The organism is Pseudomonas sp. WS 5146, assembly GCF_012985495.1.
Taxonomy (GTDB): domain Bacteria; phylum Pseudomonadota; class Gammaproteobacteria; order Pseudomonadales; family Pseudomonadaceae; genus Aquipseudomonas; species Aquipseudomonas edaphica.
On the sequence record NZ_JAAQWL010000009.1, the window covers coordinates 148913 to 168847 of the forward strand.

General features: G+C 62.4%; 16 protein-coding genes. 12 read left to right on the top strand and 4 right to left on the bottom strand.

Translation table 11 applies throughout. The features are described from left to right. The first annotated feature begins 53 nt into the window (after positions 1-53). Genes HBO41_RS21915 through HBO41_RS21925 form a run of 3 tightly spaced genes read left to right on the top strand, consistent with a single transcriptional unit; the run spans position 54 to position 3813 of the window. Positions 54-1412 carry a glutamine synthetase family protein gene (locus HBO41_RS21915; RefSeq protein WP_017135352.1) on the top strand — a complete coding sequence of 453 codons (1359 nt, stop codon included), beginning with the start codon at positions 54-56 and terminating at the stop codon, positions 1410-1412. 23 nt (positions 1413-1435) lie between these two features. Further along, positions 1436-2524: a polyamine ABC transporter substrate-binding protein gene (locus HBO41_RS21920; protein WP_169987705.1), complete on the top strand. Its 1089-nt coding sequence runs from the start codon at positions 1436-1438 to the stop codon at positions 2522-2524. Next, a complete protein-coding gene (locus HBO41_RS21925; RefSeq protein ID WP_017135353.1) occupies positions 2521-3813 on the top strand; it encodes an FAD-binding oxidoreductase in 1293 nt (430 codons plus the stop codon). Before HBO41_RS21920 ends, HBO41_RS21925 begins: the two co-directional genes overlap by 4 nt. A gap of 116 nt (positions 3814-3929) precedes the next feature. On the opposite strand, the gene HBO41_RS21930 is transcribed toward HBO41_RS21925, so the two are convergent. Next, complete coding sequence (locus tag HBO41_RS21930) at positions 3930-4820, bottom strand: LysR substrate-binding domain-containing protein (RefSeq protein WP_017135354.1); 891 nt, start codon at positions 4818-4820, stop codon at positions 3930-3932. Positions 4821-4934: 114 nt separating this feature from the next. On the opposite strand from HBO41_RS21930, the gene HBO41_RS21935 reads away from it, so the two are divergent. From HBO41_RS21935 to HBO41_RS21945, 3 genes are read left to right on the top strand one after another with little or no spacing between them, the layout of a single operon-like run. Next, positions 4935-5939 carry an aldo/keto reductase gene (locus tag HBO41_RS21935; RefSeq protein WP_169987707.1) on the top strand — a complete coding sequence of 335 codons (1005 nt, stop codon included), beginning with the start codon at positions 4935-4937 and terminating at the stop codon, positions 5937-5939. Between the two features lie 17 nt (positions 5940-5956). Beyond that, the gene (locus HBO41_RS21940; protein WP_017135356.1) at positions 5957-6754 is read left to right on the top strand and encodes an SDR family NAD(P)-dependent oxidoreductase; all 798 of its coding nucleotides are present in this window, start codon (positions 5957-5959) and stop codon (positions 6752-6754) included. 27 nt (positions 6755-6781) lie between these two features. Then, complete coding sequence (locus tag HBO41_RS21945) at positions 6782-7192, top strand: SRPBCC family protein (RefSeq protein WP_017135357.1); 411 nt, start codon at positions 6782-6784, stop codon at positions 7190-7192. A gap of 238 nt (positions 7193-7430) precedes the next feature. Here HBO41_RS21945 and HBO41_RS21950 read toward each other — a convergent pair whose 3' ends face one another. Together HBO41_RS21950 and HBO41_RS21955 are read right to left on the bottom strand one after the other, a co-directional pair. Continuing rightward, positions 7431-8825, bottom strand: coding sequence for a HAMP domain-containing sensor histidine kinase (locus tag HBO41_RS21950; protein ID WP_099550136.1), 1395 nt, complete (start codon positions 8823-8825; stop codon positions 7431-7433). After that, positions 8803-9486 carry a response regulator transcription factor gene (locus HBO41_RS21955; RefSeq protein ID WP_003219726.1) on the bottom strand — a complete coding sequence of 228 codons (684 nt, stop codon included), beginning with the start codon at positions 9484-9486 and terminating at the stop codon, positions 8803-8805. Before HBO41_RS21955 ends, HBO41_RS21950 begins: the two co-directional genes overlap by 23 nt. 411 nt (positions 9487-9897) lie before the next feature. Here HBO41_RS21955 and HBO41_RS21960 point away from each other — a divergent pair, with 411 nt between their 5' ends. Continuing rightward, a complete protein-coding gene (locus tag HBO41_RS21960; RefSeq protein WP_017136412.1) occupies positions 9898-10803 on the top strand; it encodes a hypothetical protein in 906 nt (301 codons plus the stop codon). A 161-nt stretch (positions 10804-10964) separates the two neighbouring features. On the opposite strand, the gene HBO41_RS21965 is transcribed toward HBO41_RS21960, so the two are convergent. After that, the gene (locus HBO41_RS21965; RefSeq protein ID WP_169987709.1) at positions 10965-12206 is read right to left on the bottom strand and encodes a multidrug effflux MFS transporter; all 1242 of its coding nucleotides are present in this window, start codon (positions 12204-12206) and stop codon (positions 10965-10967) included. 94 nt (positions 12207-12300) lie between these two features. On the opposite strand from HBO41_RS21965, the gene HBO41_RS21970 reads away from it, so the two are divergent. The 5 genes from HBO41_RS21970 (at position 12301) to HBO41_RS21990 (ending at position 19751) form a co-directional block, all read left to right on the top strand. Further along, the gene (locus HBO41_RS21970; RefSeq protein WP_169987711.1) at positions 12301-13722 is read left to right on the top strand and encodes a PLP-dependent aminotransferase family protein; all 1422 of its coding nucleotides are present in this window, start codon (positions 12301-12303) and stop codon (positions 13720-13722) included. A gap of 26 nt (positions 13723-13748) precedes the next feature. After that, positions 13749-14087: a hypothetical protein gene (locus tag HBO41_RS21975; RefSeq protein ID WP_017136414.1), complete on the top strand. Its 339-nt coding sequence runs from the start codon at positions 13749-13751 to the stop codon at positions 14085-14087. Between the two features lie 96 nt (positions 14088-14183). Then, positions 14184-15422 (top strand): TolC family protein, encoded by a 1239-nt coding sequence (locus HBO41_RS21980; RefSeq protein ID WP_169987713.1) that lies wholly within the window; start codon positions 14184-14186, stop codon positions 15420-15422. Then, complete coding sequence (locus HBO41_RS21985; RefSeq protein ID WP_017136416.1) at positions 15415-16644, top strand: efflux RND transporter periplasmic adaptor subunit; 1230 nt, start codon at positions 15415-15417, stop codon at positions 16642-16644. Before HBO41_RS21980 ends, HBO41_RS21985 begins: the two co-directional genes overlap by 8 nt. Continuing rightward, positions 16641-19751, top strand: a complete 3111-nt coding sequence (locus HBO41_RS21990; protein WP_017136417.1) for an efflux RND transporter permease subunit — start codon at positions 16641-16643, stop codon at positions 19749-19751. Before HBO41_RS21985 ends, HBO41_RS21990 begins: the two co-directional genes overlap by 4 nt. Positions 19752-19935 lie beyond the last annotated feature (184 nt).

Genomic DNA, 19935 nt, shown 5'->3' on the forward strand with positions numbered 1-19935 from the left:
AATGCGCCGGGAGTACAAGTCGGCGCGTGCAACCAACCCATGACGAGGTCCTTATGAACGCCCCCTTCGATCAGCTGTCCGCCTGGCTGAAAGAACACAAGATTACCGAAGTCGAGTGCGTGATCAGTGATTTGACTGGCATCGCACGCGGCAAAATTGCGCCCACCAACAAGTTCCTGCATGAGCGAGGCATGCGCCTGCCGGAGAGTGTGCTGCTGCAAACGGTGACCGGGGACTTTGTCGACGACGATATCTACTACGACCTGCTCGACCCTGCCGACATCGACATGATCTGCCGGCCGGTGTCCAACGCCACTTACGTGGTGCCGTGGGCGATCGAACCCACCGCCATCGTGATCCATGACACCTTCGACAAGCAGGGCAACCCCATCGAGTTGTCGCCGCGTAACGTGTTGAAAAAAGTCCTGCAACTGTACACCGACAAAGGTTGGCAGCCGATTGTCGCGCCAGAAATGGAGTTCTACCTGACCCAGCGCTGCGAAGACCCGGACCTGCCGCTGAAAACCCCGGTGGGCCGTTCGGGCCGGGCCGAAACCGGGCGCCAGTCGTTTTCCATCGACGCCGCCAACGAATTCGACCCGCTGTTCGAAGACGTCTATGACTGGTGTGAACTGCAGGGTCTGGACCTTGACACGCTGATCCACGAAGACGGCCCGGCGCAGATGGAAATCAACTTCCGCCATGGCGATGCCCTCGACCTGGCCGACCAGATCACCGTGTTCAAACGCACCCTGCGTGAAGCCGCGCTCAAGCACAACGTGGCCGCGACCTTTATGGCCAAGCCAGTGGCCGACGAACCGGGCAGCGCCATGCACCTGCACCAGAGCGTGGTGGAGATCGCCACCGGCAAGCCGGTGTTCGTCGACGCCGACGGCAAGATGAGCCAGCTGTTCTTGCATCACATCGGCGGCTTGCAAAAGTACATTCCCAAACTGCTGCCGATGTTCGCGCCGAACGTGAACTCGTTCCGCCGCTTTTTGCCGGACACCTCGGCGCCGGTCAACGTGGAGTGGGGCGAAGAAAACCGCACCGTCGGCCTGCGTGTGCCGACCTCCAGCCCCGACGCGATGCGCGTGGAAAACCGCCTGCCGGGCGCGGATGCCAACCCCTACCTGGCGATTGCCGCGAGCTTGCTGTGCGGCTACCTGGGCATGATCGAGCAAATTGAGCCGAGCGCGCCGGTGGAAGGCCGCGCCTATGAGCGCCGCAACCTGCGCTTGCCGTTCACCCTCGAAGATGCCTTGGCGCGCATGGAGGACTGCGACACGGTCAAGCAGTACCTGGGCGATAAGTTCGTGCGTGGCTATGTGGCGGTCAAGCGCGCCGAGCACGAGAATTTCAAGCGAGTGATCAGTTCCTGGGAGCGTGAGTTCCTGCTGTTGAGCGTCTAAAAAACCAATAAAGGGGTGTCGATATGCGTCTTGTGAAAAAGCTTCTCCCGCTGGCTCTTGTCGCGGCGTTCAGCAGCAGCGGCCAGGCCGCCCAGACGGTCAGCGTCTATAACTGGACCGACTACATAGGCGAGACCACCTTGGCCGATTTCCAGGCCAAGACCGGGATCAAGGTGATCTATGACGTGTTCGACTCCAACGAAACCCTGGAAGGCAAGTTGCTCGCCGGGCGCACCGGCTATGACGTGGTGGTGCCGTCCAACCACTTCCTGGCACGCCAGGTAAAAGCCGGTGCGTTCTTGAAACTCGACCGCTCGCAGTTGCCCAACTTCAAGAACCTCGACCCCAAACTGCTCAAGCTGCTGGAGAAAAACGACCCCGGCAACGCGCACTCGGTGCCGTACCTGTGGGGCACCAACGGCATCGGCTACAACGTCGACAAGGTCAAGCAAGTGCTGGGGATCGACCACATCGACTCATGGGCGGTGCTGTTTGAGCCCGAGAACATCAAGAAGCTGCACGAGTGCGGCGTGGCTTTTCTCGATTCAGCCGATGAGCTGTTCCCGGCGATTCTCAATTACATGGGCAAAGACCCGCGCAGCGAAAACCCCGAGGACTACAAACAGGCCGAAGCCAAGCTGCTGACGTTGCGCCCGTACATCACCTACTTCCATTCGTCCAAGTACATCTCGGACCTGGCCAACGGCGATATCTGCGTGGCCTTCGGCTATTCAGGCGACGTATTTCAAGCCGCCAACCGCGCCAAGGAAGCCAGGAACGGCGTGAACATCGCCTACTCGATTCCCAAGGAAGGCTCCAACCTGTGGTTCGACTTGCTGGCGATTCCTGCCGACGCCGGGAACCCGAAAGAGGCCCACGCCTTCATCAATTATTTGCTCGACCCAGAGGTGATCGCCAAGGTCAGTGCCGCGGTCGGTTATGCCAACGCCAACCCGGCGGCCAAGCCCTTTATGGCGCCGGAGCTGGTCAACAACCCTGAGGTGTACCCGTCCCAGGAAGTGCTCGACAAACTCTATATTTCCACCACGCCGACCCCGGCGACCATGCGCCTGATGACCCGCGCCTGGAGCAAAGTGAAGACCAACAAATGATCCCGTCCAATGACCACGCCCGGTCCTACTACCGGGCTTCGGCCAATACCATGCCGGAGCGCCCGTCACTGGGCGCCGACCTGAGCGCCGATGTGTGCGTGATCGGCGGCGGGTTCACTGGCGTCAACACCGCCATCGAACTGGCCCAGCGCGGGCTCTCGGTGATCCTGCTGGAGGCCCGGCGCATCGGCTGGGGCGCCAGTGGGCGTAATGGCGGGCAACTGATTCGTGGTATCGGCCATGATGTGTCGGGGTTCGCCAAGTATGTGGGTGAGGAGGGCGTGCGTTACCTGCAGCACGCCGGGATCGACTCGGTGGCGCTGGTGGGCGAGCGTATCGCCCAGCACAACATTGACTGCGATTTGCGTTGGGGCTTTTGCGAACTGGCCAACACCCCGGCGCAGTTTGCCGCGTTCAAGGGCGAGCAGGCCGGCCTGGCAGCGCTGGGTTATGCCCCTGAAACCCGCCTGGTCGGCCCGCAAGACATGGCGCAGGTGGTGGGCTCCAGCGTCTACGCTGGCGGCCTGGTGGACATGGGCTCCGGGCACTTGCACCCGTTGAACCTGGTGCTGGGCGAGGCGCAGGTGGCCGAGTCGCTCGGGGTGAAGATTTTCGAACAGACCCAGGTGCTGGAGCTTGTACACGGCGATACGGTGCAGGTGCGTTGCGCCGGCGGCACGGTGCGCGCGGCTAATCTGGTACTGGCTTGTAACGCGCACTTGGAGGAACTGGAACCGCGCTTGAGCGGTAAGGTACTGCCGGCGGGCAGCTACATCATCGCCACCGAGCCGCTGTCGGTCGAATTGGCCCAGCAGTTGATTCCGCAAAACCTCGCCCTGTGCGATCAGAAAGTCGGGCTCGATTACTACCGGCTCTCGGCTGACCGGCGCCTGCTGTTCGGCGGCGCCTGCCATTACTCGGGGCGTGACCCTGCGGATATTGCCGCGTATATGCAGCCCAAGTTGCTCAAGGTGTTCCCGCAGTTGGCAGGCACCGCCATCGAGTTCCAGTGGGGCGGCAAGATCGGCATCACCGCCAACCGCTTTCCCCAGGTCGGGCGCCTCAAGCACTACCCGAATGTGTTCTATGCCCAGGGCTATTCCGGGCATGGCCTGAACGTGACGCACTGGTGCGCGCGCCTGCTTGCCGAAGGCATTCACGCCGGTGCAAGCCACGGCCTGGATATCTTCAGCCAAGTGCCGCACATGACCTTCCCCGGCGGCAAGGCCCTGCGCTCGCCGCTGCTGGCGTTGGGGATGCTGTGGTATCGGTTGCGAGAAATGCTCTGACTGGCAGCCGCGTTTAACCGGATGAGCCTGAGGGGGAAAGATTGAGGTAAGGGCGTGAGTGGCTGACATTGGACCGAGTATGTCCGGGGCGATGAGGTTACCCGTTGCCCTGGCCTTCACAGGCTTTCAGTCAGCACCTTCCTGAACGTTTCCACCAAAGGCCGCAAATTAACCCGGTGCCATGCCGCCCACAGCGGCGTGGTGTAGGTCAGCCATGGCAATTCACGCAACACCACCCCAGGCGGCGCATTCCGGCTCAGCCCCTTTTGCACCATCGCCACACCCAAACCCGAGGCCACCAACCCCAGGGCGGTAAACGGCTCACTGGCTTCCATAGGGATTTGCGGCGTAAAACCAGCACGAATGCACGCAGCCACAAAGTCATCCGCCGGGTTGGCGCCAGGCTTGCGTTGCACGCCGATCCACTCCTGATCAGCCAGATGCTCGGGTAACAACTCGCTGTGGCGCGCCAATGCATGATGTTCCGGCAGCGCCAGCAGCATCGGGTCGTCCAGCACCTGCAGCGCCGTCAGGTCCGGGTCATCGGTGGCCGGTGGCTCGCCGACCAGGGCAATGTCGAGGCTGCGTTGACGCAAGCCTTCGAGCTGTTCCAGCGACGGCAAGTTGTACAGCTTGATATGCACGGTAGGTCGGTCATCCCTCAATACGCGCAACGCATTGGGCAGCACGCCGGCATGCATGGCGTTTTCGATGTAGCCGATGCACAAACCGCCTTCTTCGCCGCGTCCCAGGCGTTTGCCGAGGGATTCCAAGCGATTGGCGTGGGTCAACAGCGCCTTGGTTTCCGCCAGGAACGTCTGGCCATCGCGGGTCAGGCGGATGCGCTGCTGGCTGCGTTCGAACAAGGTCAGGCCCAGGCGCTCTTCAAGCTGGGCGATCTGGCGGCTCAGCGGTGACTGCGAGATATGCAGGCGCTCGGCGGCACGGCCGACGTGTTCTTCTTCCGCGACCACTTCGAAGTAGCGCAGTTGGCGAAGATCAATCATGTGTAAGACCTTTCAGGACTCAAGTTGGTCGCAGTATGTCTTGGACGGTCCGATCTATGCAATCTAGGATCTGCTCAACGGTCACAGCGACCCACAACCGATTGAGGACCCACCATGAGCTTGAAAGACAAATTGCCCGGCCCGCTGGGCTTCGGCACCGCACCGCTGGGCAATATGTTCCGCGCAATTGCCGAAGACGAAGCCCAGGCCACCGTCGAGGCTGCCTGGAACCACGGCGTGCGTTACTTCGACACCGCTCCCTTCTACGGCTCGGGCCTGTCGGAAATCCGCCTGGGCCAGGCGCTGTCGCAGTACAAGCGCGATGACTTCGTGCTCAGCACCAAAGTTGGCCGGGTGATTCTCGATGAAGTCGAAGAAAGCGCCCGCGACCTCGGCGAAAAAAGCGGCGTGTTCGAACACGGCCGCCCCAACAAGATGCTCAATGACTACAGTGCCGACGCCACCTTGCGTTCCATCGAAGACAGCCTCGAGCGTCTGCAAACCGACCGCCTGGACATCGTGTGGATTCACGACATCGCCCAGGACTTTTACGGCGACCAATGGCTGGACTACTTCAACCAGGCCCGCACCGGCGCCTTCAAGGTGCTGACCCGCCTGCGCGAAGAAGGCGTGATCAAGGCCTGGGGCCTGGGCGTCAACCGCGTTGAACCCTGCGAGTTGACCCTTGACCTCAGCGAAGCCCGGCCCGATGGCTTCCTGCTGGCCGGCCGCTACACTTTGCTGGACCACGAACGTGCCTTGCAGCGTTTGATGGACGCAGCCTTGGCGCAGAATGTCGAGATCGTCGTCGGCGGGCCTTACAGCTCCGGCATTCTGGCCGGTGGCGCGCACTTCGAATACCAGCAGGCGAGCCCCGCGATCATCGATAAAGTCGAGCAGATCAAGGCGATTGCCCAGGCGTTTGGGGTAAGTATAAAAGCCGCAGCCCTGCAATTTTCCCTGGCGCATCCGGCCGTGGCGGCGGTGATTCCAGGTGCCAGTCGTCCGGGGCGGATTGCCGAAGACGTTGCGGCGTTGTCAGAGAAGATCCCGGCAGCCTTCTGGCAGGCGCTGCGCGAGGCCCGGTTGATTTCGGCCCGTGCGCCTCTGCCGCTCTAACTTCAGGAGTACCACCGATGAACATTGATGTAAGCGGCAAAGTAGCTATCGTCAGCGGCAGCACCGCCGGTATTGGCCTGGGCATCAGCCAGGCGCTGGCCGCCTGCGGTGCCACCGTGGTGGTGATCGGGCGCGAATCGGGCAAGGTCGACGATGCGCTGGCAAGCATTCGCCAGGCGGTGCCGGGCGCTGATCTGCGCGGGCTGGTGGCGGATCTTGGCACCGCCGAAGGCGCCGCGAAACTGTTCGCCGCCGAACCGCGTGCCGACATCCTGGTCAACAACCTCGGCATCTTCAACGATGTGGATTTCTTTGATGCGCCCGACAGCGAGTGGACCCGCTTCTATGAGGTCAATGTGATTTCCGGCGTGCGCCTGGCACGGCATTACACGCCCGGCATGGTCGAGCAGGGCTGGGGGCGGGTGATCTTCGTGTCGTCGGAGTCCGGCGTGGCCACACCGGCCGACATGATCAACTACGGCGTGACCAAAAGCGCCAACCTCGCGGTTTCCCATGGCCTGGCCAAGCGCTTGGCGGGCACCGGCGTGACGGTTAACGCAGTGCTGCCGGGGCCGACCTTTACCGACGGCCTGGAGCAGATGCTCAAGGACGCCACACAAAAGTCCGGGCGCAGTGCGCGGGACGAGGCCGACGTATTTGTACGTAACGCACGGCCGACCTCGATCATCCAGCGCGCGGCGAATGTGGATGAAGTGGCGAACCTGGTGGCGTACATTGCTTCACCGCTGTCCTCTGCAACCACAGGCGCTGCGCTGCGGGTCGACGGTGGTGTGGTCGACAGCATGGCGATCTGAAGTCTTATTTTTCCTGGAGTATTTAGTGTGGCGACAGCTTCTTCTGTAATTGAAATCCCGGTTTCGGCCGATCAGGTCTGGCAATTGGTCGGTGGCTTCAACGCGCTACCGGATTGGCTGCCGTTTATCGTCAAGAGCGAGCCGAGCGAGGGCGGGCGCGTGCGCCACCTGCAAACCGCAGATGGCGGTGTGGTAGTCGAGCGTTTGCAGCGTTTTGATAACGTGGCACGCAACTACAGCTACACCATCGAGCAATCGCCGTTTCCGGTGAGTGCTTACCTGGCGACCTTGCAGGTTGAGGCGCTCACCGACAGCTCGGCGAAAGTGACCTGGTCCGGCGTGTTCACCCCGGCAGCCGGGACCACGGACGCGGCGGTGGAAGAGTTGTTCACCGGTGTTTACAGCGGCGGCCTCGAAGCGCTGCGCGCCAACTTCTAACTAACCGGCAAAGCCGTTCCAATGTGGGAGCTGGCTTGCCTGCGATAGCGGAGTGTCAGGCAATGCAAATTTGCCGGGTACATCGTCATCGCAGGCAAGCCAGCTCCCACACGGTTTTGTAGCGCCTGGAGATGATCGTTCCCACGCTCTGCGTGGGAATGCCTCTTGTGACGCTCCGCGTCACGCTGTGGGACGCGGAGCGTCCTGGGCTGCATTCCCACGCGGAGCGTGGGAACGATCAGGCTTCGGGCATCAACTGCTGCCGACACTCCAGCACCAACCGCGCACCGCCACGCTGGCTGCTGCCAACCTCCAGCTTGAACCCGTGCAAGTTGATGATCGCCGCCACAATCGACAGGCCCAAACCGAAGCCGCCTTGCTGGTCGCTTTCATCCACGCGATAAAAACGCTGGAACACCGCATCACGTTCCGCCGCCGGAATACCCGGCCCGGAGTCGTGCACTTCGATGCGCGTGCTGCCGCCGTCATTCACACCACGCAAGATCACCTCGCCACCGGCGGGCGAGAACTTGATCGAGTTGCTCAGCAGGTTGGCCAACGCTTCGAATAACAGCGCACGGTCGCCGGTGATCCACGGCAGCGCTTCGGGCACTTCGAGGCGCAACTGCAATTCGCCTTCCTCGGCCAACGGCAGATAAAAGTCATGCAGCTCGCGCAGCAGTGGCAACGGGTCCATTACCAGGAAACCCGAGCGGCGCTGGTGGTCTTCCAGCTCCGAGATGCGCAATAGCCCGCGAAAGCGCGCCATCAGGGTGTCGGTCTCGGCGATGGCGTCGTCGAGCTTCACCGCGTACACCGAGTTTTCCTCGGCTTCCTGCTTGATGCGGTAAAGCTGCGCGCGCAAGCGTGTCAGCGGAGTGCGCAGGTCGTGGGCAATGTTGTCGCACACGCCCTTGACCTCGTTCATCAGCTTCTCGATGCGGTCGAGCATGGCGTTGACGATGGCCGCGAGCATGTCCAGTTCGTCACGCCGATTCGACAGCGGCAAACGGTGGGTCAGGTCGCCGGCGACGATAGCCTCGGCGCTGGCCTGGATCCCGCGAATACGCCGCAGCGGGCGGCGGCGCAACAAATGCCAGCCGGCCGCGCCGGGAATAATCGTCAACGACAGCGCCCACAGCAGCGCATGCCAGATGATCCGGGTGACGCCGAACAGCGAACCGTTGGCTCGCACCAGCACCAGCCAGCGGCCGTCTTCGGTGTGGGTGGCGACGGCGTCGCAGCTGTCTTTGGGCAGTTTGGGGTCGTCGGACTCGACGCAATTGGCCAGCGCGTGGATCTTGCCGTCCAGCGGCAAGTCCGGTGGCACGGCGCGAATCGGCCCGCTCAGGGGGCGAAATTGCTCATCGAACAGGCCATAGGCGTCCACGCCCTTCATGTCGAAAGTCATGCTGGTGGTCAGGGCTTCCACCAGTTCTTCGCCGTCGAAACGCTGAAACAAGTGCTGACGCTGCATCAACGAGTGGCGGGACAGGTCGCCCAGGTAACCCGACACTTCGAAATACAGCACCCCCATAAGGATGCAACTCCAGGCCACAAACAACGAACTGTAGAGCGCCAGCAAGCGGCTGCTGGAGGAGCGCCAGCCCTTAGAGGGGTTCAGCAATGACATAACCGGAACCTCGTACCGTGCGGATCAGCGGTGTGAGGCCCGGTGGATCGATTTTCTTGCGCAGGCGACCGATATGCACATCGATCAGGTTGGTGCCCGGGTCGAAGTGATAACCCCAGACTTCCTCGAAGATCATCATCCGCGACAGGATCTGCCCGGTGTTGCGCATCAGAAACTCAAGCAGTTTGTATTCGGTGGGCAGCAGGCTCAGCGGCTGCTCGGCACGGCTGGCTTCGCGGCTGATCAGGTTCAGTTCCAGGTCGGCCACGCGCAGGGCGGTTTCGAACTCCTTGACCGTGCTTTTGCGCCGCAGCAGCACTTCGACACGGGCAGCCATTTCGTCGGAGGCGAACGGCTTGGTCAAGTAGTCATCACCACCGGCCCGCAGGCCGCGCACGCGTTCGTCGACATCGGAGAGGGCGCTGATCATCAAGATCGGCGTCGACACCCCGATGGTGCGCAGGGTCGTGACGATGGCCAAGCCATCCAGCTCCGGCAGCATCCGGTCGAGGGTGATCAGATCGTAATCACCACTCACGGCGCGGACCAGGCCTTCGCGGCCGTTGTCCACCCAATCCACGTCCAGTCCATGGCTACTCAGCTCGGCGACGATCTCGCGGGCCGTTACGGCGTCATCCTCGATGGTCAAAATACGGGTCATAGGATTACCTGGTGAGCGATTCACACTAGAAGTGGGGTCATTTTGCCAAGAAGTAGCTGAATGTTTCCTAAATTAAACTTCATCTTGGCAAAACCACCACAAATATCCGGGTTGCACACAATCATTGTGGGAGCTGGCTTGCCTGCGATAGCGGTGTGTCAGAGACAAAATATCAACCTGGAAGACCGCTATCGCAGGCAAGCCAGCTCCCACAGCGAGCGGGTTTGCAGGGAGATTGCATAAAGCACGCCCGCCACTGCTGTTTCTTGCAAGTTGCACGGTCTTGCGAAGTTCAAATTACTTAACTCGTTGAAATAACATGATTTTAATTTTTTGCCCGGCTGGCACGCTGCCTGCACTGTCCCTTTTGAGACTTGTAACACTATTTTTCCTGCCGGGAGCAAAACAACAATGATCACATCGTCATCCACGCTGCAAGAGTCAAGCGCGCGCTCTGGGGTTTCCTGGGGCGCAATCTTTGCCGGGGCCGCTGCGGCGGCTGCACTGTCGCTTATCCTGGTGCTGTTGGGCTTCGGCCTGGGCTTTTCGGCGGTGTCGCCGTGGGCCGACAGCGGCATGAGCGCCAAGGGGCTGGGTATTTCCACGATTATCTGGCTGGCATTCACCCAAATCGTCGCTTCGGGCCTGGGCGGTTACATTGCCGGCCGGTTGCGTGTGAAGTGGGCGAATATGCATGGCGATGAAGTGTACTTTCGCGATACTGCCCATGGTTTCCTCGCCTGGGCCGTCGCCACTTTGGTCACCGCGGTACTGGTGGTCGGTTCGGTCAGCAGCGTGGTCAGTGGCGGCGTGAAAGCCGGTGCCAGTGTGGCGGCAGGTGCCGCCAGCGGCATCAGCCAGGCCGCCGGTAGCGCAGCCAAGGGCGCCAACAGCGGCGACTTCGACTACTACGTCGACAGCCTGTTCCGCGATGACCGCCCAGCTGCCGTCAGCGATGACGCGGTACACGGCGTGGTCGCACGCATCCTCACCCGCACCCTGAGCAACGACGGCCAATTGGCACCGGAGGACCGTACCTACCTGGCCCAGTTGATCAGCCAGCGCACCAACCTCAGCCAGGCCGACGCCGAAGCGCGTATCGACAAGGTCTACGGCGAAGCCCGTAAAGCCATTGACGATGCCAAGCTCAAAGCCAAGCAAGCGGCCGATACTGCCGCCAAAGTCGCTGCCTACACCTCGCTGTGGACCTTTGTGGCCCTGTTGATCGGCGCGTTCTTTGCCAGCTTCGCAGCAACCTTCGGCGGTCGTCGTCGGGATGCTGTGGTGTACGTCGAAACCGAAAACTACGTTCGTTAATTCAAGGAGAACATCATGCGCTCATTACTACTGTGGTTCCTCGGCGTGCCGATTCCGGTGATCATCCTGATCGCGATTTTCATGCACTGATTCAGGTTAACTGTGGGAGCGGCGGTGCGACGACTCGACTTGCCCGCGATGACGGAGTGTCAGTTGATGGTTTATCTGACTGACACACCGCTATCGCGGGCAAGTCGAGTCGTCGCACCGCCGCTCCCACATTGGGTTTTTTGCAGTGTCAGCCAGCTTGTGATAAGAAGCGCGCTCGCCGCTGCGGTCATGATCACCAAGGGCAGTGAAGTGCCATCCGACAACAACCCCGTCACCCAGCTGCTCACCGCCGTCAGGATCATCTGGATAAAAAAGAACAACCCCGACGCCGTCCCCGCAATCGCGCCATAGGGCTGCAGCACCGACAGCTGGCAGGCCGGAATCACCATCCCCACCGACACCATGATCACCACCATCGGCAGCACAATCGCCAGCCATTCTCCCGGCAGCGCGAGGGTCGCCATCGCCAGCAAAACGCTGCCCAGCACATTCAGGCCGATCCCAGCGTTGATCAAGTGGTCGGGCTCGAAGCGCAATACCAAACGGCGAAACAGGTTCGCCCCGAGCATGTAGCCGCTGATCGTCGCGGCGAATACCAGCGCGTATTCCGTGGCCGTCAGTTGGTAGCCGCGCTGCAACAGCGAAGACGACTCGCTGATAAACGGAAAATACGTGCTGTACACACAGCCGATGGCCAAGGCGTACCGCAGGAAATAGCGGTCGCGCAGCAGTTGGCCATACACGCGCAGCAGGTTGCTCGGCGGCGCAGCGGCAACTTCGGTCGGGCGGGTTTCCGGCAGGCGGCGGTAAACCACCAGGCACAGCACGGCGCCGATCACGGCCAGCAGCACAAACAAGCCACGCCAGTTGATCAAGGGCAGCATCAGGCTGCCAAGCACTGGCGCGGCCATCGGCGAGATGGCCATGGCCATGGAGATCAGGCCGAGCAGACGCGCTTGTTCGTGGCGGTCGAAGTAATCGCGCACGATCACCCGACCGATCACCGTGGTACAGCAACCGCCTAGGGCCTGGAACAGCCGGGCGATCACCAGCACGCCGAGGCTGTTGGCCTGGGCGCAGGTCACCGTCGCCACCACGTACAGCAGCAGCCCGGCCAGCAAGACCGGGCGCCGGCCGAAGCGGTCGGTCAACGGGCCGCTGACCAGCAGGGAAATCGCCGAGCCCAGGGTGTACAGCGTGAGGGTCAGTTGCAGTTGGCTGTCGCTGCTGTGGAAGTAGTCGGCCATGGCGGGCAAGGCTGGCAGATGCAGGTCGAGCGTGAGGCGGGGCAGGGCGATCAGCACGGTCAGCAGGACCAGCCAGAACCCGGTGGAGAGGGCGCGTTGAGTCATGGGAAGCTTCTTTGCTAACGAGTAGAGCCTGAACTCTAACGACTTTGTGGTTTAATTCTTTGAGCCGCTTATGGCTTAAAACACTGGACCACTTATGCGCCGAGGAAAAACCGCCGCCATCTTGGACTTGCCGCGCCCGGATACGCTGGACGCCAGCAAGCAGCAGGGCGCCTATGACGCGTTGCGCGCCGCCATCCTCAATCGCCAGTTGCCGGTGGGCAGCCGCTTGCCCTCGACCCGCAGCCTGGCCGAGCGTTGGTTGGTGTCGCGTGGCACCCTGGAGGCGGCGTTCGAGCGCTTGCACAGCGAGGGGTATGTCGAGCGCGTGGCGGGCTCCGGCACGCGGGTGAGTGCAGTGATCCCCGAGGAGTTTATCGCGGCCCCGGCGCCGAGCAGCAAACCGCGCCGCCTGGCCGTGCCTGATCAGCCCGACGCCGGCGTGCAAAGCCACGTGCCTTTTGTGGCCCGGCGCCCGGATGCCAGTCTGTTCGACTTGAAAACCTGGGCACGCTGTATTTCCCGTGGCTTACTGTCGGCGGGGCCGGGTGCGCTGGAGGCCGCGCACCCGGCCGGGTTACCGGCATTGCGCGAGCAAATCGCCGACTACCTGCGCAGTTACCGCGGCATGCACTGCGAGGCGGATGAGGTGATTGTCACCACGGGCATTCGTCACGCCCTCGACCTGATCGCGCGCACGCTGCTCAAACCCGGCGACACGGCATGCGTCGAAGACCCAGGCTATAAGCCTGCGCGGCGCCTGTTCAGCCTGGCTGGCGCGCAGGTTCAATCGATCCCGGTCACGGCCGAAGGCCTCGACACCGACCAACTCCCAGCCACGGCGCGGTTGGCTTACGTGTCGCCTGCCCACCAGGCGCCATTGGGCATGACCTTGTCGGTCTCGCGCCGCCTGGCATTGCTGGACTGGGCCGCACGCGCTGACGCCTGGGTGGTCGAAGACGATTACGACAGCGAATACAACTACAACAGCGCGCCGCTGGCCGCGCTCAAATCCCTCGATTCCGGCGACCGGGTAATCTATTGCGGCAGCTTCAACAAGAACCTGTTTCCCGGCTTGCGTGTGGGTTTCATGGTGGTGCCCAGGGCGCTGCGGCCCGCGTTATTGCACACTTCACAATTGACCGGGCATTCGGTGGGCGCCACGGATCAATTGGGCTTGGTCGAATTCCTGGGCAGTGGGGCGTTTGTGCGTCATTTGCGCGCTTCACGCCAGGCTTATCAGGCGCGCCGCGATGCATTGCTCGCCTGTCTGCCGGAGGGCTGCAGGGTTAGCGGCCAGCAGGCCGGGTTGCATTTTGTGCTGTGGTTGCCGGCAGGCGTCTGCGAGGCGGATTTTTGTAGCCGCGCTGCCGCCGTCGGCCTGACTTTGCAGCCGTTGGGCAAGTTCTGTGACGAGGCCAGCCTGTCGCCTGCGGTGATCATCGGCTACACCGCGCTGACCCTGGCGCAGATTCGTTTTCACGGCCGAGTTCTCACGAAATTGTTAATGGCGGCTTAACCGCCCCTTGGCTAGACTCGCGCCCCATGAGCCGCCTCCTGCGTTTAATCCTGGTCATGCTGTTAAGCCTCACGCTTCCCCTGACCGGGATGGCGGGAGTGCCGTCGAGCACCGAGCCGTGCCCGATGAAGATGGCAGACATGCAGGTGATGACCGACATGAGCCCCGACTGCTGCCAGGACGGCTCTGATCACGGCAAAGTCTGCAAGCCGGGCCAGGAATGCAAGACCGGCGGCCTGCTGCAATTGTCCCTGGCGGTGCTCAAGGCACCGCTGGCACGCGCTCATCCTTTGGCCATCGGCCACACATCTGATTTTATCCCCGACCGCACGCCCTCCGGCGTCTGGCGCCCGCCGCGTAGCTGATTCCTGTTGCATCTGAACATCCATCCCCACTGCGGGATGGCCTTGCTGTGGGCCGCATAACGCGGCGAGCAGTGGAACAGATCAGGAATCTTTACGATGAATTCCCTCTATGTGCGCGCCCTGGTGGTGGGCGTGCTGGTGTGGCCGGCGCTCGCCTCGGCGCTGACCCTGGATGAGGCCCTGCGCCTGGCGCAGAACAACGCGCCTTCGCTGGTGGCTGAATCCGCCAAGCTGCAAGCCGCGACACACGCGGCGATTCCGGCCGGCGAATTGCCCGACCCGAAACTGCTGGTGGGCCTGCAGAATTTTCCCATCGGCGGGCCGAATCGCGGCACGTTGTATGGCGATGACATGACGCAACAAATGATCGGCCTGCAGCAACAGGTGCCCAGCCGCGACAAGCGCAAAGCCCGGGTCGAGCTGGCTGATGCAACCATAGAACGCACCGCCGCCGAAGGGCGCATTGAGCGCCTTAACGTGCGCCAGGCCACCGCCCAGGCGTGGATCCGTGCTTACGCGGTGGAGCGCAAAGAGGCCTTGTTCAAAGACTTCTATCAGCAGAACCGCCTGCTGCAAGACAGCGTGCGCGCGCAGTTGGCCGGCGGGCGCGGCCAGGCGTCCGATGCGGTGATTCCCAAACAGGAAGCCGCCGAATTGGCGGGCCGTGAGGACGAGCTGACCCAGCAACGTGCCCAGGCCCGCGCCGCCCTCAAGCGCTGGATCGGCGCCGCCGCCAATCAAGCCCCCAGCGGCCAGTTACCCAATTGGAGCATCGACAGCCACGGCTACAGCCACAACCTGCATCAACACCCCGAACTGCAAGCCTTCGTGCCGCGCACCCGCGAGGCTCAGGCGCGCGTGCAGGAGGCCAAGGCGCAAAAGACCTCGGACTGGAGCTGGGAAGTCGACTACGGGCACCGCAGCCGTGAGTACGGCGACATGGTCACGCTGCAATTGAGTTTTGACCTGCCGATCTTTCCCGGTCGCCGACAAAACCCAGGCATCGCGGCCAAGCAGGCCGAGTTGGACCAACTCGACGCCGAACGCGAAGCCGCCACCCGCGAACACACGCAGATGCTCGACGACGACCTGGCGGTTTACCAGCGCCTGGACCGCGCCGTGCAGCGCAGTCAGGACAGCCTGGTGCCGCTGGCCGAAGAAAAAGTCACCCTCAGCCTGGCCGGTTATCGCGCCGGCAAGGGCGATTTGCTCACGGTGGTCGGCGCTCGCCGTGAGCTTGTCGAGGCCCGCTTCAAACAGATTGATGCCATCGAACAGCGCGCCCTGATCGGCGCCCAGCTGTATTTCGCTTACGGGGAACCCAGCCATGAATAATCCAATTGTCGCAGCACTGGTGCTGCTGGGTCTGGGCGCGGGCTATGGGCTGGCGCAATTTCACTCGGTGGCGTCTGTTGCACCCAAGGACGACAAACCGGCGCTGTACTGGTACGACCCGATGTACCCGCAGCAGAAGTTCGATAAACCCGGCAAGTCACCGTTTATGGACATGCAACTGGTGCCGCGTTATGCCGAAGGCACGGCGGCTGCGAATACGCCGGCAGTGCAGATTGACCCACGGCAAACCCAGAACATCGGCGTGCGCCTGGCGAGCGTCAGCCGGGGTGTGCTGACGTCGACCCTGGAGCTGTCGGGCATCCTCGCGTTTAACGACCGTGATGTGGCGGTGGTGCAGGCGCGGGCTGCCGGGTTCGTCGAGCGCGTCTATGCGCGGGCACCGGGTGATGTGCTCAAGGCCGGCGCGCCGTTGGCAGACCTGTTGATCCCCGAATGGGCGACGGCCCAGGAAGAATTTCTGAGCCTGCGCCACAGCGGCGACAGTGGGTTGATCGCGGCAGCCCGGCAACGGTTGCGTCTGAGCGGCATGCCGACCGGGTTGATCCAGCAGATGGAGCGCAGCGGCCGGGTGCAGTCGGTGTTGACCGTCACCAGCCCGTTGAGCGGCGCCCTGCAAAGTTTGGAGGTGCGCGAAGGCATGACGCTGGCGGCAGGGCAGACCCTGGCGCGTATCAATGGCCTGGATCAGGTGTGGCTGCAGGTTGCCGTGCCCGAAGCCCAAGGCTCGACCTTGGCCGTGGGGCAAACCGTGCAGAGCCGTTTTGTCGGTTTGCCGGGCAAAACCGTCGACGGCACCATCAGCGCGATTTTGCCGGCCACCGCCATGGACAGCCGTACTGTGCAAGTGCGTGTCGAGTTGCCCAACCCCGACGGCAACCTGCGTCCCGGCATGACCGCGCAGGTGCGCCTGGCGCAAACCAGCGGGCAAGCGGTGTTGCAAGTGCCCAGCGAAGCCTTGATCCGCACCGGCAAGCGCGTGCTGGTGATGCTGGCCGAGGAGGGCGGGCGCTATCGCCCGGTAGAGGTTGAAGTGGGCGTAGAAAATCAGGACCAAACCGTGATCCTCGGCGGCTTGCAAGAAGGCCAGCAGGTGGTCGCCTCCGGCCAATTCCTGCTCGATTCCGAAGCCAGTTTAAGCGGCATAACCGCGCCAACATCCGACATGTCGGGCATGAGCATGCAGCCAGGAGCCCAGCCATGATCGCCTTGCTGATTCGCTGGTCGGTGGCCAACCGGTTTCTGGTGCTGCTCGCGACCTTGTTCATCACCGCGTGGGGCGTGTGGGCGGTGCAAAATACGCCGGTGGATGCCTTGCCGGACCTCTCGGATGTGCAGGTGATCATCCGCACGCCGTACCCGGGCCAGGCGCCGCAAATTGTCGAAAACCAGGTCACTTACCCGATGACCACCACCATGCTGTCGGTACCGGGCGCCAAGACCGTGCGCGGTTTTTCGTTCTTCGGCGACAGCTATGTGTACGTGCTGTTCGACGAAGGCACTGACCTGTATTGGGCGCGCTCGCGGGTGCTGGAATACCTCAGCCAATTGCAGGCGCGGCTGCCCGCATCGGCCAAGCCATCGTTGGGGCCGGACGCCACCGGGGTGGGCTGGATCTACCAGTACGCCTTGGTGGACCGCAGCGGCCAGCAGGACTTGGCGCAACTGCGTGCGCTGCAGGACTGGTTCCTCAAGTTCGAACTCAAGACCCTGCCGAATGTGGCCGAAGTGGCGACCATCGGCGGCCAAGTCAAGCAGTACCAGGTACAGCTCGACCCGCTGGCCATGGCGAGTCGCGGCGTTACCCAGGCGCAGGTCAAAGAGGCTATCGACAAGGCCAACCAGGAAACCGGCGGCTCGGTGCTGAACATGGGCGAGTCCGAATACGTGGTGCGCGCCTCCGGCTACCTGAAAACCCTGGCGGATTTTCGCGCGATTCCCCTGCGGCTCGGCACCAACAACGTGCCGGTGAGCCTTGGCGACGTGGCAAACATTCAACTTGGCCCGGACCTGCGTCGGGGCATCAGTGAGCTGGACGGCGAGGGCGAAGCCGTCGGCGGCGTGGTGATCCTGCGCAGCGGCAAAAATGCGCGTGAGGCCATTGCAGCGGTCAAGACCAAGCTGGAACAACTGAAAAGCAGCCTGCCGCCCGGCGTGGATATTGTCACCACCTACGATCGCAGCAAGTTGATCGACCGCGCCGTGGATAACCTCAGCCACAAGCTGTTGGAGGAGTTTTTGGTGGTGGCGCTGGTGTGCGGGATTTTTCTCTGGCACCTGCGTTCATCTCTGGTGGCGATTATTTCGCTGCCGGTGGGCGTATTGATCGCCTTTATCGTCATGCGCTTTCAGGGCATCAACGCCAACATCATGTCGCTCGGCGGCATCGCGATTGCCATCGGCGCAATGGTGGATGCGGCGGTGGTGATGATTGAAAACGCCCACAAGAAAATCGAGGCCTGGCACCACGCCAATCCTGGCCGGGAACTGAAAGGTGAGGACCACTGGAGGGTCATGACCGACGCGGCGGTGGAAGTAGGGCCTGCGCTGTTTTTCTGCCTGCTGATCATCACGTTGTCGTTTATTCCGGTGTTCACGTTGCAAGCCCAGGAAGGCCGGCTGTTCGGCCCGTTGGCTTACACCAAGACCTACGCCATGGCGGCAGCGGCCGGGTTGTCGGTGACCTTGGTCCCGGTGTTGATGGGCTACTGGATTCGCGGGCGCATTCCCGATGAGCAGCGCAACCCGCTCAATCGTGGCTTGATCAAACTCTACCAGCCGGCCCTCGATGCGGTGCTGCGCTGGCCGCGTCTGACCTTGCTGGTGGCGCTGCTGATGGTGGCGAGCGCGCTGTGGCCGGTGACGAAACTTGGTGGTGAGTTCCTGCCGCCGCTGGACGAGGGCGACTTGCTCTACATGCCGTCGGCGCTGCCGGGGCTGTCGACGCAAACCGCCGGTGAGTTGCTGCAACGTACTGACCGGCTGATCAAGACCGTACCGGAAGTGGCGCACGTGTTCGGCAAGGCCGGTCGCGCCGAAACCGCCACCGACCCGGCACCGCTGGAGATGTTTGAAACCACGATTGAGTTCAAGCCCAAGGACCAATGGCGCCCCGGCATGACCCCGGAAAAACTGGTGAAGGAGCTGGACCGTGTGGTGCAGGTGCCGGGCCTGACCAATATCTGGATCCCGCCGATCCGCAACCGCATCGACATGCTCGCCACCGGCGTCAAAAGCCCGATTGGTGTGAAGGTCGCGGGCGCCAGCCTGATGCAGATCGACGCGGTGACCCAGGCTGTGGAGAAGGTTGCCAGGACCGTGCCCGGTGTGAGTTCGGCACTGGCTGAGCGGTTGACCGGCGGGCGCTATATCGACGTGGATATCGACCGTTCGGCCGCTGCGCAATATGGGCTGAATATCGCCGATGTGCAGTCGATTGTGGCGGGCGCGATTGGCGGTGAAACCATTGGCGAAACGGTCGAAGGCCTGGCGCGGTTCCCCATCAGCCTGCGTTACCCCAAGGCGTGGCGCGACTCGCTGCAGGCGCTGGGCAGCCTGCCGATCTACACGCCGCAGGGCAGCCAGATCACCCTCGGCACGGTGGCCAGGCTCAAGATCAGTGACGGCCCGCCGATGCTCAAAAGCGAAAACGCACGGCCTTCCGGCTGGGTGTATATCGACGTGCGTGACCGTGACCTGGCTTCAGTGGTGAAGGACTTGCGTGCGGCGATTGAGCAGCAGGTGCACTTGCAGCCGGGCATGAGCCTCAGTTATTCGGGGCAGTTCGAGTTTCTGGAGCGGGCCAATGAGCGCCTGAAGCTGGTGGTGCCGGCTACCTTGCTGATCATCTTTGTGCTGCTGTACCTGACCTTTCGCCGCGTGGATGAGGCGGTGCTGATTCTGGGCACCTTACCGTTCGCACTGACTGGCGGTGTGTGGTTGCTCTACTGGCTGGGCTTCAATTTGTCGGTGGCCACGGGCGTGGGGTTTATTGCGCTGGCGGGGGTGTCGGCTGAGTTTGGGGTGATCATGCTGTTGTACCTGAAAAACGCCTGGGCTGAGCGTAAGGATGGTGATTTGCTGGCGGCCATTACTGAGGGGGCGGTGTTGCGGGTGAGGCCCAAGGCGATGACCGTGGCCGTTATCATCGCCGGGTTGTTGCCGATTCTGCTTGGAGGTGGGACTGGCAGCGAAGTCATGAGCCGCATTGCTGCGCCGATGATTGGTGGGATGTTGACGGCGCCGTTGCTGTCGCTGTTTGTGATTCCGGCAGCCTACCAACTGATGCGCCGCCCAAAAGCCAAGCGCTGAACAAAATGTGGGAGCTGGCTTGCCTGCGATAGCATCACCTCGATGTATCAGACACACCGAGTGTGATCGTTCCCACGCTCTGCGTGGGAATGCAGCCCTGGACGCTCCGCGTCTGCTTTGAAGAGTCGTGACGCGGAGCGTCACAGGAGGCATTTCCACGCGGAGCGTGGGAACGAACGTTCAG